The organism is Kineobactrum salinum (assembly GCF_010669285.1).
GTDB lineage: Bacteria > Pseudomonadota > Gammaproteobacteria > Pseudomonadales > Halieaceae > Kineobactrum > Kineobactrum salinum.
This window is the reverse complement of record NZ_CP048711.1, coordinates 901,368-917,312: the sequence shown is the minus strand read 5'-3', so window position 1 is coordinate 917,312 and position 15,945 is coordinate 901,368. Positions and strand designations below refer to the sequence as shown.

The following is a 15,945-nucleotide window of genomic DNA, read 5'->3' as shown; positions in this document are numbered from 1 at the left end:
TGATGCGCGATCGGGTGTTACTCGTGGATGACGATGCCAGCTTGCTGAAATTGCTGGGTATCCGGCTGGAGGCCGAGGGCTACGAGGTGTTTACCGCGGAGTCTGCGGATCAGGCGATGCAGGTATTGCGCAACAGCCCGATGGAGGTGGTGATCGCCGACCTGCGGATGGAGGGCGCCAGCGGCCTGGATCTGTTCGAGCAGATCCGCCACTACCACCCGGGGCTGCCGGTCATCATCATGTCTGCCCAGGGCACGATACCCGAGGCGGTAGTGGCTACCCAGCGCGGCGTATTCGAGTTTCTGACCAAGCCGGTCGACAAGGGCCAGCTGCTGGCGAGTATCCGCGCGGCCCGGCAGCAGTCCGGTGGCGCCCAGGCGGAGATTTTCGAGGGTTGGCGGGAGCATGTCGTGACCCGCAGTCCGGTGATGGAGCGCATACTCAATCAGGTCAAGCAGGTGGCCGGCTCCGACGTCAATATTCTGGTGACCGGCGCCAGCGGCAGCGGCAAAGAGCTGCTGGCGAGAGCAATTCACGAAGCCGATGAGCAGCGCCAGGGTCCGATGGTGGCGGTGAACTGCGGCGCCCTGCCGGAGCAACTGCTGGAATCCGAGCTGTTCGGGCATGTGAAAGGCGCCTTCACCGGGGCTGTCAGCGAGCATCCCGGCCTGTTCCGTGCAGCGCACGGCGGCACGCTGCTGCTCGACGAGATAGGTGATATTCCGCTGGCACTGCAGGTCAAGTTGCTGCGGGCGCTGCAGGAGCGGCGCATCCGGCCGGTGGGCAGCACCGTGAGTGAGACGGTCGATGTGCGGATCATCGCTGCCACCAACCGTGATCTGGAAAAGGATATGCGCGAAGGACTGTTCCGGGAGGATCTGTTCTATCGTCTCAATGTGGTCAATTTCCACCTGCCGTCCCTGGCCGAACGAGCGGAGGATATTCCCCTGTTGGCGCGCTGTTTTCTGCGCGATACCGGTGCCTACCAGATGGGCAACGTCACCAGTTTTGCACCGTCGGCAATGGAGGTGATGATCCACGCGCCCTGGCCCGGCAATGTGCGGCAATTGCAGAACGTGGTGCAGCGCACTGCCGCGCTGTCGACCTCCCCGGTCATTACCGAGGCTCTGGTGCGTGAGGCGCTCACGGTGGAAGACCATTATCTACCCTCGCTGAGCCAGGCCCGGCAGCAATTCGAACACGATTATCTGGTCAAGGTGCTGCGCCTGACCAGCGGCTCGGTAGCAGAGGCGGCGGTGCTGGCCCAGCGCAACCGCACGGATTTGTACAAGCTGCTCAAGCGGCACCACATCAATCCCGACCGCTTCAAGGAGCCCTGACGCACAGGCATCGACTAGATTGTCGCGAAATTGCGACAAGTTATGTCATTGATTTCCCTGGTTTTATATTCATTGCCATATATTTTGTCGGTGAAAGCATACAAAATTGGTGACTAAATACCGGTAATTTTCCACAGTATTTCCGCCAAGTGTTTGTTTTCGCACAGATTGCTTTATGTGGCACGTTTCTTGATAAGAAAAGTGGTCTGCTGGCTGGCAGGCATGAATCATAATAGCAGGAGGGGGCTCCCTTGTCGGTTGCATTCGAATTGTCCCGGGATCCCCGGTACTTGCAGCAATACTACGATCTGCGCGAACGGTGTTTCAGAAAGGAACTTGGCATACCTCACTTTGACGGCTCCGAGGACGAGCGGGACCGGCAGGGCTTTATCCTGCTCGCGCGCCAGGGAGACCGCTGTCTGGGCGGAGTCCGGATCGCAACGAGCCTGGATATCGATCGCGAGATCGACGATCTCAACCTGCCTCCCGATGACTGCTGCATGTGGGAGCGGCTGGTGATTGATCCGGCGATCCGGGAGCGCACCATGCAGTTGCGGCGCGATTTCTGCTCCCGGCTGGTCAGCGCCTCGCGCAGATGCGGTTATCGGCATGCACTGGTACTGAGTTCACTGCGCAACGCGCGTTTCTACCGCCAGTGCCATTCGGCAATGGGGGTGGGCTTCCGCATCCATCGTCAGATCCCCGGCTGCGCGCGCGGCGCCTTTGCCGGTCTGGAGCACTACCTGTCGGTCGCCGATCTGCAGAGCAAGGCACGGGCAGTGATAGCGGCGCAGAGCAAGCCACGGGTAGCGATAGCGGCCTGAGCGGCTGAGCTGGCCCGGGCCTGCCCAGCCGCTCAGGCCGCCCGACGCCGGGATTTGTCGGTGCCGACAGGGGCAACCTTGTTGGCCGGTGTGCGGCGAGCGGGCGTCGAGGCCGCGGCGCCCTCTTCGCGCCTGCTGAGGCGGAAGGCGGCAATCAGCGCCTGCAGCTGTTCTGCCTGGGTCCGCATACCATCCGCGGCGGCGCTGCTCTGTTCCACCATGGCTGCATTGTGCTGGGTCATGCTGTCCAGTTCGTTGACTGCGGTATTCACCTGACTGATGCCGTGACTCTGTTCCATTGCACCGGAGCTGATTTCGCCGATCATGCGGGTCACCTGTTCAATGCTGTCGACGATGTTCTGCATGGTGCTGCCGGCCTTGCGCACCAGTTCCGAGCCGGCCTGGGTAGAGGCGACCGAGTTCTCGACCAGGCGGCGGATATCGCGCGATGCGTCACTGGAACGGCTGGCGAGAGTGCGGACTTCCTGTGCCACCACCGCGAAACCGCGGCCGTGCTCGCCGGCCCTGGCGGCCTCGACGGAGGCATTGAGCGCGAGAATATTGGTCTGGAACGCGATACCGTCGATCAGCGTGACGATTTCATTGATCTGCGTCGCCGACTCACTGATGGTGCTCATTGTGGTCTCTACATCGCGCATGGATTGCTGTCCCTCGTGGGCTACCGTCACCGTGGATTTGGCCAGCTGATCGGCTTGCTGGGCGGCATCGGAAGTGTTGCCCACGGTGGCGGTAATCTCCTCCATTGAGGCCGACGTTTCCTGCAGATTGGCGGAGGTCTGTTCAGTCCGCGACGCCAGCTCCTGGCTGCTCCTGGCTATTTCGTCGGCGGCGTGATGCACGCTGCGGGTGCTGGAACGCACTGCCAGCAGCGTGTGGTCCATGCGGGCAATGAAGCCGTTGAACTGGGTGGCCAGATCGCCGATTTCATCCTTGCGGGAGCTGTCGATACGCACCGTCAGATCGCCGTCGCCCTCGCTGATTTCGCGGATGCGGCCGGTGACCTGTTCGATGGCGCGCGACATCATGTGCGGGCCCATCAGGGCGATGGCAGTGGCGATCACAAATACCAGTACCGCGAACGCAGACACCGCGATCTGCTGCAAACGCACGCGCTCCAGGGTGACGGCCTCCAGTTCGATGACCTTGGCATCCGCCAGTTCCCCCGCCAGGTTGTAGATCTCGCGCAGCGCATCGAAGGCCGCCAGTGAACCGGCGGTCAGCTGCGCTTCGGCAGCGGCCTGATCCCCCGCGTCCCGCAGCTCGAAGACCTGGCGGGACTGGTTCTGCCAGCTAGAGAACAGCTCCTCGAAGCCGGCCAGTTCAGCGGTGATATCGGGGTACTGCGCCAGCATGGAAATGAATGCCTGCATCCGCTCCAGGGCCTGGCCCGCATCCTCGGCAAACAGGGCCCGCAATTGCTCCGCTCGAACCGAGCCGGGAGCTGCCTGGACGTACTCCAGTTCCGCAACACGCGCCTGATACAGATCCCGGTCGGCATTGAGAATGGCGGAAGAGGCCGGATTGAAGGTGCTGCTGAACTCGGTCATCCGCTGCTTGACGGTGTTTACCAACAGGGCATCGACGACCACGATGGCCAGCAGTGCGAGTGCCACGCTGATGAAGGCGATTGCATATTTGACTCTGATCTTGTGGAGGACCCTGGGCATTGCCTGACCTGCGACGGTGAGCGGTCCGCCGAAAGGGCGACCTGTTCAGATCTATCGGCCGCCGGCTGCGCTTTCTTTAGCTGTATTACAGAAATGTGTCGGAAATTCAGGCCGGCTCCAAAGGTAGAGGCACCGCCCCCCGGTTGATGCCTCGGCGTTCGAAGTCCCGGTCTCCTGTCTCACGGCCTGCAGCAATGTCAGGCAGGGTTATCGCGATTGCGCGACTTGACCCGGGGCTTCACCCCTGCGCGTCGAACGCCTGGCCGGTGATGCCGGTACTGTCGGCACCCATCAGGTACAGATAGGTGGGCATCAGCGCAGCGGGATCGGGGTTGTCGGTCGGGGTTTCACCCGGATAGGCGCTGCGCCGCATCGCGGTGTTGGTGGCGCCGGGGTTGAGGCTGTTGACCCGGATACGGGAGGTGTTCTCCAGTTCGTCCGCCAGCACCTGCATCAGGCCCTCGGTGGCGAATTTGGAAACGGCATAGGCCCCCCAGTACGCGCGGCCGCGGCGGCCCACGCCGGAGGACGTAAAAATGATCGAGGCCTCGGGCGCCTGTTCAAGCAGGGGCAGGGTGGCGCGGGTGAGCAGGAATGCGGCATTGACATTGACCTGCATGACCTCGTTCCAGGCCTTGGCACTGGCGCTGGCAAGCGGGCGTCGCTCCCCCAGCAGGCCGGCGTTGTGCAGCAGTCCGTCCAGGCGTCCGAAGGTTTGCTCCAGCGCTGCCGCCAGGGTGTTGTAGTCCTCTTCGGTGGCCGTGGCCAGATCCAGCGGGAACAGCGCGGGCTGGGCGCCGCCGGCGGCTTCGATGGCATCGTAGACGGCTTCGAGCTTGGCGACAGTGCGCCCCAGCAGGACGACGGTGGCGCCGTGGGCGGCGTAGCATTCTGCCGCGACCCGGCCAATGCCGTCGCCGGCGCCGGTGACCAGGATAATCTTGCCGGCCAAAAGATCGGCAGCAGCTTGATAAGCGGCGGGAATGACATGGCTGTCCATCGCTGTGGTCTCCGTCATTGCAGTGGGTGGTCGAGGATCAGGCCATGCAGGTCGGTGCTGTGCATGGCAGTGGCATCAGCCCCCCACAGGGCGGGATCATTGCCGGACTCTATATAGCCATACAGGGCGGCGATTGTGTACATCCCGGCGTGGCGTCCGGCCTGGATGTCGCGCAGGTGATCGCCCACGTAGATGGCTCGCGCCGGACTGCAGCCCAACTGGCGGCAGTTGAGGTACAGCGATTCGGGGTGCGGTTTGCGGTCGCGCACATCATCGGCGCAGACCACGCTGCCGGGGGCGGGGCAGAAGTCCAGAGCCCGCAGCAAGCCTTCGGTGTACAGGCGTGGCTTGTTGGTGGCGATGCCCCAGCTGATGCCGCGCGCGGCCAGGGTCTCCAGCAGTTCGCAGATGCCCGGATAGGGGCGGGCGCTGCTGCCCAGCACATCGGCGTACAGTTCCAGCAGGCGCAGCCGCTGGCTCTCGAACTCCGGAGCCGCTTCGGGAGTCTCCAGCGCGAGCGTGACCAGGGCGCGGGCGCCATTGGAGACGTTGGCACGGATGCGGGCTGGCTCCAGCGGCGGCAGCTGGTACTCGGCCCGCAGGGCCTGCACCACGACCACGAACTCGTCGGCGGTATCCACCAGGGTGCCGTCCAGGTCGAAGATGACCGATTGCAGCTCCCGGGGCGGCGGCCGGCTCACAGGCCCGGCTCCGGTCCGGGTTTGACGGCGTGCACCATGTAGTTCACCGACACATCCCGCGGCTGTAGCCGGTAGTGCCGGCTGAACGGGTTGTAGCTCAGGCCGGTCATGCCGCGCAGCTCGAGTCCTGCTGCCCGCAGCCAGCCCGCGAGTTCGGAGGGCTTGATGAATTTGGTGTATTCGTGGGTGCCCGCCGGCAGCAGCTTGAGCAGGTACTCGGCGCCGACTATGGCAAAGGCGAAGGCCTTGGGATTGCGGTTGATGGTGGAAAAATACACGGTGGCGCCCGGCCGGGCCAGCGCCGCGCAGGCTGCGACCACGGCTTCGGGGTCCGGTACATGTTCCAGCATTTCCAGGCAGCAGACCACGTCATACTGTTCTGGCTGTTCAGCGGCCAGGGCTTCGGCGGTGGACTGCCTGTACTCCACTTCCACGCCGGATTCCAGCAGGTGCATCCGGGCGACCGCCAGCGGCGCCTCGCCCATGTCGATGCCCATGACCCGCGCGCCACGCTGTGCCATCGCCTCGGCCAGGATGCCGCCGCCACAGCCGACGTCGAGCAGGCGCCGGCCCGCCACCGGGGAATGCTCGTCGATGTAGTTGGCCCGCAGCGGGTTGATTTCGTGCAGCGGCCGGAACTCGCCGCCGGGATCCCACCAGCGCGAGGCCAGCGCTTCGAATTTGGCGATTTCCTGCGGATCCACGTTGTCGTGCCGGGTGTTCATGTCGGGCTTCCTTGTGTGATGCGGGCCTGCCAGTGGGCGCAACGCGCTTGCAGGGCAATGAGGTCGATATGCTGCAGCTGACGGTCCCGCAGCAGCAGCTGTCCCGCTACCCAGCTGTGACTGACCTGGCTGCCATTGCAGGCGTATACCAGTTGCGACAGCGGGTTGTACAGGGCCGTGTTTCAGGGCCCGACAGGTCTACCGCGATCATGTCGGCCTGCTTGCCCGGTTCCAGACTGCCGATCTGGTCCTCCAGTCCCAGTGCCCGCGCGCCGCCCAGGGTGGCCATGCTCAGCGCCTGGGCCGCCGGCAGGGCGCTGGCATCGCCGGACTGCAGCTTGGCCAGCAGCGCCGCGCTCTGCATCTCGCCAAACAGGTTCAGGTCATTGTTGCTGGCCGCGCCATCGGTGCCCAGCGCGACATTGACCCCCGCCGCCAGCAGCTCGTCGACCGGACAGGCCCCGGAGGCCAGTTTCATGTTGGACTGGGGGCAGTGCACCACATGGGCGCCGGTCTCGGCCAGCAGGGCGATCTCCGGCGCGGTCAGTTCGGTCATGTGCACGCACTGGGTGCGCGGGCCCAGCAGGCCCAGGCGGTGCAGGCTGTCCAGTGGGCGTGCGCCGTGCTGCTCGACTGCCTGCTGCACTTCGCCGCGGGTCTCGTGCAGGTGAATCTGCACCGGTACATCGAGCTCCGCGGCCAGGGTAGCCACCTTGGCCAGGTTGTCCGGGCTGACGGTATAGGGGGCATGCGGGCCGAAGGCCACCGTCATCAACTGGTGATGCTTGACGTCATCGCGCAGCGCCAGGCCCTTGCGGATATACTCGTCCGCGTCCCGCGCCCAGGCGGTGGGGAAGTCCAGCACCGGAAAGGTCAGCTGGCAGCGGATACCGTTGGCGTCTACCACCCGGGCGCAGACGTCGGGAAAGAAGTACATGTCGGCAAAGGTGGTAGTGCCCGAGCGCAGCATTTCGGCAATCGCGAGCTCGACACCGACTGCGACAAACTCGGGCCCCACGTGTTGGGCTTCCGCCGGCCAGATGTGCTGCTGCAGCCAGGGCAGCAGCGGCTGGTCGTCGGCGTAGCCGCGCAGCAGGCTCATCGCGGCGTGGCCGTGGGCGTTGACCAGGCCCGGCAGCAGCACGTGGCCGGGCAGATCGAAGGTCTCGCGGGCCTGCACTTCGGCCGCTTCGGCGCGTGGCAACAGGGCCAGGATGCGGCCGTTGCCGACCGCCAGGCTGTAGTTTTCCAGCACTGAGGTGGCGGGGGCCAGCGGCAGGATCCAGCCGGCGTGGATCAGGGTGTCTACGGACTCTGGCAGCGCAGTCATGGGGCCTCGATACAGCGGACTGAAGGGACTTCCGGCCGCCAGTTGCAGGCGTCACCGGAGCCCCGGAATTTGCTGGTCGCGCAGTATAACCGGAAATGCCCCGACACTGCCTGAACGGACGCCAAAATCTGCAAAAACATGGCGGTAGGCCGGGTTCTCCCGTATACTTGCGGGTTTGTGTCGGGGGATGCAAGGGGCTGCATGCGGCCTGTCTGGCGCGCTCCCGGAGCCGCCCACACCCCTGCTGGCGCGGCTCCCCCGCAGTCATTGAAGGAAGCTCTGGTACATGGGTGAATTAGCCAAGGAAATTCTTCCCGTCAACATTGAGGACGAGCTGAAGCAGTCCTATCTGGACTATGCGATGAGCGTCATCGTGGGCCGCGCGCTGCCGGATGTCCGGGACGGCCTCAAACCGGTGCACCGGCGGGTGCTGTTCGCGATGAACGAGCTCAACAACGACTGGAACAAGGGCTACAAGAAGTCGGCCAGGATCGTCGGTGACGTCATTGGTAAATACCACCCCCACGGCGACTCGGCGGTCTACGACACCATCGTGCGGATGGCCCAGTCCTTTTCCATGCGCTACATGCTGGTGGACGGGCAGGGCAACTTCGGCTCGGTGGACGGCGATTCCGCGGCAGCGATGCGCTATACCGAGATCCGCATGCGCAAGATCTCCCACGCGCTGCTGGCGGACCTGGACAAGGAAACCGTCGACTTTGTCGACAACTACGACGGCACCGAGCGCATTCCCTCGGTACTGCCAACCCGGGTGCCGAACCTGCTGATCAACGGTTCTTCCGGCATCGCGGTGGGCATGGCCACCAATATTCCGCCCCATAACCTGCGCGAGATCGTCAGCGGCTGCCTGGCGCTGATGGGCAACCCCGAGATCACCGTGGATGAGCTGATGGATCACATCCCCGGGCCGGACTTCCCCACCGGCGCCATCATCAATGGCCGCGCCGGCATCATCCAGGCCTACCGGACCGGCCGCGGCCGCATCTATGTGCGGGCCCGGGCGGAGGTGATCCACGAGGAGAAGAAGGGCCGCGATGTCATCATCATCCACGAGCTGCCCTACCAGCTCAACAAGGCGCGCCTGATCGAGCGTATCGCCGAGCTGGTCAAGGAAAAGAAAATCGAGGGTATTACCGAGCTGCGGGACGAGTCCGACAAGGACGGCATGCGGGTGGTCATCGAGCTGCGCCGCGGCGAAATCGGCGACGTGGTACTCAATAATCTCTACGCCCAGACCCAGCTGCAATCGGTATTCGGCATCAACATGGTGGCACTGGTCGACGGCCAGCCCAAGATACTGAACCTGAAGCAGATTCTCGAGGCCTTTATACGCCACCGCCGCGAGGTGGTTACCCGGCGCACGGTCTACCTGTTGCGCAAGGCGCGCGAGCGCGGCCACCTGCTGGAAGGCCTGGCGGTAGCGCTGGCCAATATCGACACCATCATCGAGCTGATCAAGGCCTCCCCCAGCCCGTCCGAGGCGAAGGAAAAGCTGATCAGCCGCTCCTGGACGCCGGGGGATGTCACCGCGATGCTGGAGCGCGCCGGGGAGGACGCCTGTCGCCCGGATGAACTGGAGCCGCAATACGGTCTGCACGACGGCCAGTACTTTCTGTCTCCCGCCCAGGCCCAGGCAATCCTGGAGCTGCGCCTGCACCGCCTGACCGGGCTGGAGCACGAAAAGCTGCTCAACGAATACGATGAGAAGCTGCGCGAAATCGCCGACTACCTGGAAATCCTCGGCGATCCCGACCGCCTGATGCTGGTAATCCGCGAAGATCTGGAAGAGATCGTGACCGAGTTCGGCGACGACCGTCTGACCGAGATCACGGCCTCCCAGCACGATCTCACCGTGGAGGACCTGATCACCGAGGAAGACCGGGTGGTCACCATCTCCCACGGCGGCTATGCCAAGACCCAGCCGCTGTCGGACTACCAGGCCCAGCGCCGCGGCGGTACCGGCCGTACCGCCACTGCGGTCAAGGACGAGGACTTCGTCGAGCACCTGCTGATCGCCAGCACCCATGCCACCATTTTGTGTTTCACCAACATGGGCAAGGTGTACTGGCTCAAGGTCTACCAGATTCCGCTGGCCGGCCGCAACTCCCGGGGCCGGCCCATGGTCAACCTGCTGCCGCTGGAAGACGGCGAGCGGGTCACGTCCATCCTGCAGGTCAATGAATACACCGAGGGCTGGTACATCTTTATGGCCACCGCCAACGGCACCGTTAAGAAGACCGCGCTGACCGACTTCTCCCGCCGGCGCAGCGTCGGCCTGCGGGCGCTGGAACTGGACGAGGGCGACGTGCTGATCGGCACCGACATCACCGACGGCGACTGCGAGGTAATGCTGTTTTCCAGCGAGGGCAAGGTGGTGCGCTTCAAGGAGCAGGATGTGCGCGCCATGGGCCGCACCGCCCGCGGCGTGCGTGGTATCCGCCTGGGCAAGGACCACCGGATGATATCCCTCATCGTGCCGCGCCCGGGGGGCCGGATCCTGACCGTCAGCGAGAACGGCTATGGCAAGCGCACTGAGCTGGCCGAGTTCCCGACCAAGGGCCGTGGCACCAAGGGGTGATCGCGATGTCCACCAGCGAACGCAACGGCCGCCTTGTGGGTGCCACCCAGGTGTTTGAAGGCGACGAGCTGATGCTGATCTCCAATCAGGGCACGCTGGTGCGTACCCGGGCGGAGGAAGTGTCGCTGGTGGGCCGCAATACCCAGGGTGTGCGCGTGATCCGCACCCGGCCGGACGAGTTCCTGGTCAGTGTCGAGCGTATCGCCGAGCCGGAGATTGATGTTGTTGTCACCGGGGACGAAGCACCGCAGGACTGATATCCGGTCCCGGCGCACTCCGTCCCTGCCACTATTGAAGGAAATACTCCCGATGACCCGCTTGTACAATTTTTGCGCCGGCCCGGCTTCCCTGCCGGACCCGGTGCTGGCAACCGCCCGCGACGAAATGCTGGACTGGCATGGCAGCGGCCTGTCACTGATGGAAATGAGCCACCGCAGCCCGGAGGTGGTGGGGGTGGTGCAGCGCGCCGAGGCGACCCTGCGCGAGCTGCTGGGCATGAGCGACGACTATGCGGTGCTGTTCCTGCAGGGCGGTGCCAGCACCCAGTTTGCCGCGGCGCCGCTGAACCTGCTGGCCGAGGGCGCGAGCGCCGATTACGTCAATACCGGACAGTGGTCGAAGAAGGCGATTGCCGAGGCCCGGCGCTTCGGCCGGGTCAATGTGGTGGCCAGCGCCGAAGACAGCAATTTTTCCACCATTCCACCGCAGGAGTCCTGGCAGACAGATCCCGGCGCGGCCTATCTGCACTACACCCCCAATGAAACCATTGGCGGGGTGGAGTTTTCGTGGATACCCGACAGCGCGGCGCCGCTGGTGGCGGACATGTCCTCCACCCTGCTGTCGCGGCCGCTGGATGTATCCCGGTTCGGAGTGATCTACGCCGGTGCCCAGAAGAACATCGGCCCGGCCGGGCTGACGCTGGTGATCGTTCACCGCGAGCTGCTGGGGCGGGCGCAGCCGCTGTGCCCGACGATGCTGGACTGGAAGACCGCCGCCGACAACGAGTCCATGTACAACACGCCACCGACCTTTGCGCTGTACCTGGCCGGACTGGTGTTCGAGTGGCTCAAGGAGCTGGGCGGCCTGGCGGCGATGGAGGCGATCAACCGGCGCAAGGCCGGGGCGCTGTATGCGGCCATCGATGGCAGCGATTTCTACGGCAACCCGGTGGAGCTTCCCAGCCGCTCGTTGATGAACATCCCCTTTACCCTGGCAGATCCGGCACTGGACAAACTGTTCCTGCAGGAGGCCGAGGCGGCCGGGCTGCTGAACCTGAAGGGCCACCGTTCGGTGGGTGGCATGCGGGCCAGCGTCTACAATGCGGTCAGCGAACAGGCAGTTGCCGCGCTGATCGCTTTCATGCAGGATTTCGAGCAACGCAGGGGCTGACGGTTCAGGCAATGGCAGACAGCAGGGATCTCAACCAGGTCAGGGCGGATATCGACGCGATCGACCGGGACATCCAGGCGCTGATCACGCGCCGCGCCGAATGCGCCCAGCGGGTGGCACAGATCAAGCTCGCCGAGATGCTGGCCGCGCGTTCGCGCGGCGAGCCGGTCACGGAAGTCAATTACTACCGGCCCGAGCGCGAGGCCCAGGTGCTGCAACGCATTATCGAGCGCGACCGGGGGCCGCTGGGGGGCACCACGGTGGCCCATATCTTTCGCGAGATCATGTCCGCCTGCCTGGCACTGGAGCGGCCGCTGCAGGTCGCCTACCTGGGGCCCGAGGGGACCTTCACCCAGGCTGCCGCGCTGAAGCATTTTGGCCACGCCGCAATCTGCGTGCCCCAGCACACCATCGATGCGGTCTTCGCCGAAGTGCAGTCCGGCGACTGCAACTACGGCGTGGTACCGGTGGAGAACTCCACCGAAGGCATGGTCAGCCACACGCTGGACAGTTTCATGGATTCCCCGCTGAAGATCTCGGGTGAGGTGGAAATGCGGATCGGCCACCACCTGCTGGTGGCTGCGGCGACCCCCAGCGAGTCCGTGACCCGGATCTGTGCCCATCAGCAGGCGCTGGCACAATGCCGCAACTGGCTGGACCTGCACTGGCCGCTGGTGCCCCGGGAGGCGGTGAGCAGCAATGGCGAGGCCGCCAGGCTGGCGGCCACCACGCCGGGCGTGGCAGCGGTGGCCGGGGACATGGCGGCCGAACTCTACCAGCTGGAGATCCTGGCCGAACACATCGAGGACTATCCGGATAATACCACCCGATTCCTGGTTATCGGCCGCGAGGAGGTGCCTCCCAGTGGTCGCGACAAGACCTCACTGATCGTCTCCAGCCGCAACAAGCCCGGTGCCCTGTTCAGCCTGCTGGACCCGTTTCGCCGTGCCGGTGTCAGTCTGACCCGGATCGATACCCGTCCTTCGCGCACCGAGAAGTGGGCCTATGTCTTTTTCATCGAATTCGAGGGCCACCTGCAGGACGACAATGTGCGCGGCATCGTCGCCGAGTTGGAGGAGCAGTCCATCCTGCTCAAGCCGCTGGGTTCCTACCCGCAGGCGGTACTCTGATGGCCGCTGACTCGCTGCCGGGCGGTACCACGCCGACGGTAGTCATCCTTGGCCTGGGACTGATTGGGGGCTCGCTGGCGCGGGCCCTGCACGGCAGCGGTTTCAGTCACCGCTGCATTGGCTGGGGCCACCGCGAGGCCTCGCTGCAGCGCGGCCTGGAGCTGGGGGTGATCGACGCCTATACCCTGGACCTGGAGGAAGCGGTGGATGCCGCTGACATCCTGGTGATTGCGACGCCTACCCTGGTGGCGGAGCAAATGCTGGAACAGATCCTGCCCCGGCTGCGGCAGCGGGGGCAACCGCCAGTGATCACCGATGTCGCCAGCGTCAAGGGCAGCCTGCAGCGTACCGCCGAGGCGGTATGGGGCGGGATGCCGCCGCGGCTGGTGCTGGGACATCCCATTGCCGGTTCCGAGCGCAGTGGGGTGGAGGCGTCGGATGCCCAGTTATTTGTCAATCACCGGGTGATTCTGACCCCGGTGGAAGCCAACGAGCCGGCCGCGGTGGAACTGGTGCGGGCCATGTGGCTGAGCACCGGCGCCGAGGTGGTGGACATGGGAGTGGCGGAGCACGACACAGTGCTGGCCGCCACCAGTCATCTGCCTCATGTGCTCGCCTATGCACTGGTGGACGCGCTGGCCAGCGGTGACGCCAGCGAGGATATCTTCCGCTTTGCCGCCGGCGGCTTCCGCGACTTCACCCGCATCGCCTCCAGCGACCCGGTGATGTGGCGCGACATTGCCATCGCCAACCGGTCGGCATTGCTGCAGGCCATCGACCAGTTCAGCGACCGCCTGGGACAATTGCGCGCGGCCATCGACCGCGGTGACGGCGACAGCCTGCTGGACACCTTTGATCGTGCCAAGACCGCCCGCGATGCCTTCGCCGCGCTATTGGCCTCCCGTACTGGCAGCTAAAGAGAATGGCACTTATTTTAGCTCGCTCCGATGTTAGGTCGGCGTCCTGGGAAGGTGCTTTCGAGACCGTTTGCAGCATGGATGCTGCAACCGAGCCCCCACGGACGGGTTTACGGCGTGTCTCGAAAGCACCTTCCCAGGATGTCGACCGAGCTACGAAGTCCCAAAGCCCTTAAGTAAGTGCCATTGCAGCTAAAGAAGCTAAAGAGAGCCACCCTATGGAATTCCTGTTACTGCCCGGCGGTGTGATCAATGGTGACGTTCGTGTCCCCGGCGACAAATCCATCTCCCACCGCGCCGTCATGCTGGGCGCGCTGGCGGAGGGTACGACCCGGGTCAGCGGCTTCCTGGAGGGCGAGGACGCGCTCGCCACGGTGGCCGCATTCCGGGCCATGGGCGTGAGCATTGAAGGTCCGGAGGACGGTGAAGTGGCCATCCACGGGGTGGGCCTGCACGGCCTGAACGCCCCGGCGGCAGCGCTGGACCTGGGCAACTCCGGCACCAGCATCCGCCTGCTGGCCGGCCTGCTGGCCGGCCAGTCCTTCGCCAGCGAACTCAGCGGTGACAATTCACTGTGCAAGCGTCCCATGGGCCGGGTCATTGAACCGTTGCGGCTGATGGGAGCGCGTATTGACGGGACCGGGACGGGGGCCACGCCGCCCCTGCGGGTGCATGGTGGTGCTGCGCTGCAGGCCATTCATTACGATCTGCCGATGGCCAGCGCCCAGGTCAAGTCCTGTGTGCTGCTGGCCGGGCTCTATGCCCGCGGGCGCACCTCGGTGACTGAACCGGCGCCCACTCGCGATCACACCGAGCGCATGCTGCGGGGCTTCGGCTATCCGGTGAGCTGTGACGGGGGCTGATCAGCCTGACCGGAGGCGGGCGTCTGGAGGCCACCGATATCGACGTGCCGGCGGATATCTCCTCGGCGGCGTTTTTCATGGTGGCGGCCTCCATTGCCCCCGGCTCGGACCTGCTGCTGTCCCATGTCGGCGTCAATCCCACCCGGATCGGGGTGATCAACATCCTGATGCAGATGGGCGCCGACATCACACTGAAGAATCCGCGCGAAGTGGGCGGCGAGCCGGTGGCGGATATCCGGGTGCGCTACGCCCCGCTGCGCGGTATCGAGATACCCGCCGGCCAGGTGCCGCTGGCCATCGATGAGTTTCCCGCGCTGTTCATCGCCGCCGCCTGCGCCGAGGGCCGCACCGTATTGCGCGGCGCCCAGGAGCTGCGGGTGAAGGAGAGCGACCGCATCGCCGCGATGGCCGAGGGCCTGACCACGCTGGGCATTGCCAACCAGGTCCTGGAGGACGGCATCATTATTGACGGCGGCACTGTGGGGGCGGTATCATCCACACCTATCACGATCACCGCATCGCCATGGCCTTCGCGGTCGCAGCGCTGCGCGCCGAACAGGAAATCCGTATTCTGGACTGCGATCACGTCAGTACTTCCTTTCCCGGCTTTGATGCCATGGCCCGCGGCCTGGGCCTGCAGATTACAGCGCGGGTGGACTGATGGCGGCGGCGATTCCGGTCATTGCCGTGGACGGCCCCAGCGGGGCCGGCAAGGGTACCCTGAGCCACCTGCTGGCGGAGCGCCTGCACTGGCACTTCCTCGACAGTGGCGCGCTGTACCGGGTGACCGGCCAGGCCTGCCTGATCGAGGGTGTCAGCTGGCAGGATCATGCCGCCGTGGCCGAAGTTGCCCGCCATCTGCAGGTGAGCTTCGTCACCGATGCCGGGGGCGAGGTGCGGGTAAGCTACCGGGGTTGCGATGTCAGCCGCGAGATCCGCACCGAGGAGGGCGGTCGCGGCGCCTCGACCGTGGCCGCGATCCCGGCGGTGCGCGAGGCCCTGCTGGCGCGGCAAAGGGATTTCCGCCAGCCGCCGGGCCTGGTGGCCGATGGCCGCGACATGGGTACCGTGGTGTTCCCGGATGCCCCGCTGAAGATATTCCTGACCGCCAGTGCCGCCGAGCGCGCCCGGCGCCGCTACCAGCAGTTGCTGGCCAAAGGAGAAAATGTTAGTCTCCCGCGCCTTCTCGAGGACATTGAGGAGCGTGACGCGCGCGACAGTAGCCGCTCCGTCGCCCCCCTGGTGCCCGCGGAAGATGCCATCGTATTGGATAGCAGCACCATGCCCATCACTGAGGTGTTCGACACCGTGATGCGGGCAGTGAGGCAAAGAGGGCTTGCCTGACAGCTCCCTGGACTTCAAGTGCGGCCCCGATGGCTGCCAACCGTACCACGCCCGACGCCGGTTCCAGAGGTGGCGCGAGCGGGGTTTTGACTGGA

General features: G+C 65.0%; 12 protein-coding genes and 2 pseudogenes. 9 read left to right on the top strand and 5 right to left on the bottom strand.

Annotated features, from left to right (window positions below):
• Positions 1–2 precede the first annotated feature (2 nt).
• Together G3T16_RS03990 and G3T16_RS03985 are read left to right on the top strand one after the other, a co-directional pair.
• Positions 3–1,340 (top strand): sigma 54-interacting transcriptional regulator, encoded by a 1,338-nt coding sequence (locus G3T16_RS03990; protein WP_163493927.1) that lies wholly within the window; start codon positions 3–5, stop codon positions 1,338–1,340.
• 251 nt (positions 1,341–1,591) lie between these two features.
• Positions 1,592–2,164: a GNAT family N-acetyltransferase gene (locus tag G3T16_RS03985; protein WP_163493926.1), complete on the top strand. Its 573-nt coding sequence runs from the start codon at positions 1,592–1,594 to the stop codon at positions 2,162–2,164.
• A 32-nt stretch (positions 2,165–2,196) separates the two neighbouring features.
• Here the strand turns inward: G3T16_RS03985 and G3T16_RS03980 are convergent, their stop codons facing one another.
• From G3T16_RS03980 to G3T16_RS03960, 5 genes are all read right to left on the bottom strand, one after another.
• Complete coding sequence (locus G3T16_RS03980; RefSeq protein ID WP_163493925.1) at positions 2,197–3,852, bottom strand: methyl-accepting chemotaxis protein; 1,656 nt, start codon at positions 3,850–3,852, stop codon at positions 2,197–2,199.
• Positions 3,853–4,090: 238 nt separating this feature from the next.
• Positions 4,091–4,870: a YciK family oxidoreductase gene (locus tag G3T16_RS03975; RefSeq protein WP_232059258.1), complete on the bottom strand. Its 780-nt coding sequence runs from the start codon at positions 4,868–4,870 to the stop codon at positions 4,091–4,093.
• Positions 4,867–5,553: an HAD family hydrolase gene (locus G3T16_RS03970; protein WP_163493924.1), complete on the bottom strand. Its 687-nt coding sequence runs from the start codon at positions 5,551–5,553 to the stop codon at positions 4,867–4,869. The genes G3T16_RS03975 and G3T16_RS03970 overlap by 4 nt, the downstream gene beginning before the upstream one ends.
• Entirely contained in the window at positions 5,550–6,278 is a 729-nt protein-coding gene (gene ubiG / locus G3T16_RS03965; RefSeq protein WP_163493923.1) for a bifunctional 2-polyprenyl-6-hydroxyphenol methylase/3-demethylubiquinol 3-O-methyltransferase UbiG, read from the bottom strand. The genes G3T16_RS03970 and ubiG overlap by 4 nt, the downstream gene beginning before the upstream one ends.
• Before the next feature lie 106 nt (positions 6,279–6,384).
• Positions 6,385–7,608, bottom strand: coding sequence for a TRZ/ATZ family hydrolase (locus G3T16_RS03960; protein ID WP_332102861.1), 1,224 nt, complete (start codon positions 7,606–7,608; stop codon positions 6,385–6,387).
• Positions 7,609–7,894: 286 nt separating this feature from the next.
• Between G3T16_RS03960 and gyrA the strand changes: the two are divergent.
• The 7 genes and pseudogenes from gyrA to cmk all read left to right on the top strand — a co-directional run bounded on the left by gyrA (position 7,895) and on the right by cmk (position 15,850).
• Positions 7,895–10,464 (top strand): annotated as a pseudogene (gene gyrA, locus G3T16_RS03955) (DNA gyrase subunit A).
• 52 nt (positions 10,465–10,516) lie between these two features.
• Positions 10,517–11,596 (top strand): 3-phosphoserine/phosphohydroxythreonine transaminase, encoded by a 1,080-nt coding sequence (serC, locus tag G3T16_RS03950; RefSeq protein ID WP_163493922.1) that lies wholly within the window; start codon positions 10,517–10,519, stop codon positions 11,594–11,596.
• 11 nt (positions 11,597–11,607) lie between these two features.
• Positions 11,608–12,726, top strand: coding sequence for a prephenate dehydratase (gene pheA / locus G3T16_RS03945; RefSeq protein ID WP_163493921.1), 1,119 nt, complete (start codon positions 11,608–11,610; stop codon positions 12,724–12,726).
• A complete protein-coding gene (locus tag G3T16_RS03940) occupies positions 12,726–13,643 on the top strand; it encodes a prephenate dehydrogenase/arogenate dehydrogenase family protein (protein ID WP_163493920.1) in 918 nt (305 codons plus the stop codon). Before pheA ends, G3T16_RS03940 begins: the two co-directional genes overlap by 1 nt.
• Positions 13,644–13,861: 218 nt before the next feature.
• Positions 13,862–14,506, top strand: coding sequence for a hypothetical protein (locus tag G3T16_RS22990; protein WP_408610725.1), 645 nt, complete (start codon positions 13,862–13,864; stop codon positions 14,504–14,506).
• A 44-nt stretch (positions 14,507–14,550) separates the two neighbouring features.
• A pseudogene (locus G3T16_RS22985) lies at positions 14,551–15,167 on the top strand (hypothetical protein).
• Positions 15,167–15,850, top strand: a complete 684-nt coding sequence (gene cmk, locus G3T16_RS03930) for a (d)CMP kinase (protein WP_163493919.1) — start codon at positions 15,167–15,169, stop codon at positions 15,848–15,850. The pseudogene G3T16_RS22985 and the gene cmk overlap by 1 nt, the downstream one beginning before the upstream one ends.
• Positions 15,851–15,945: the final 95 nt, after the last annotated feature.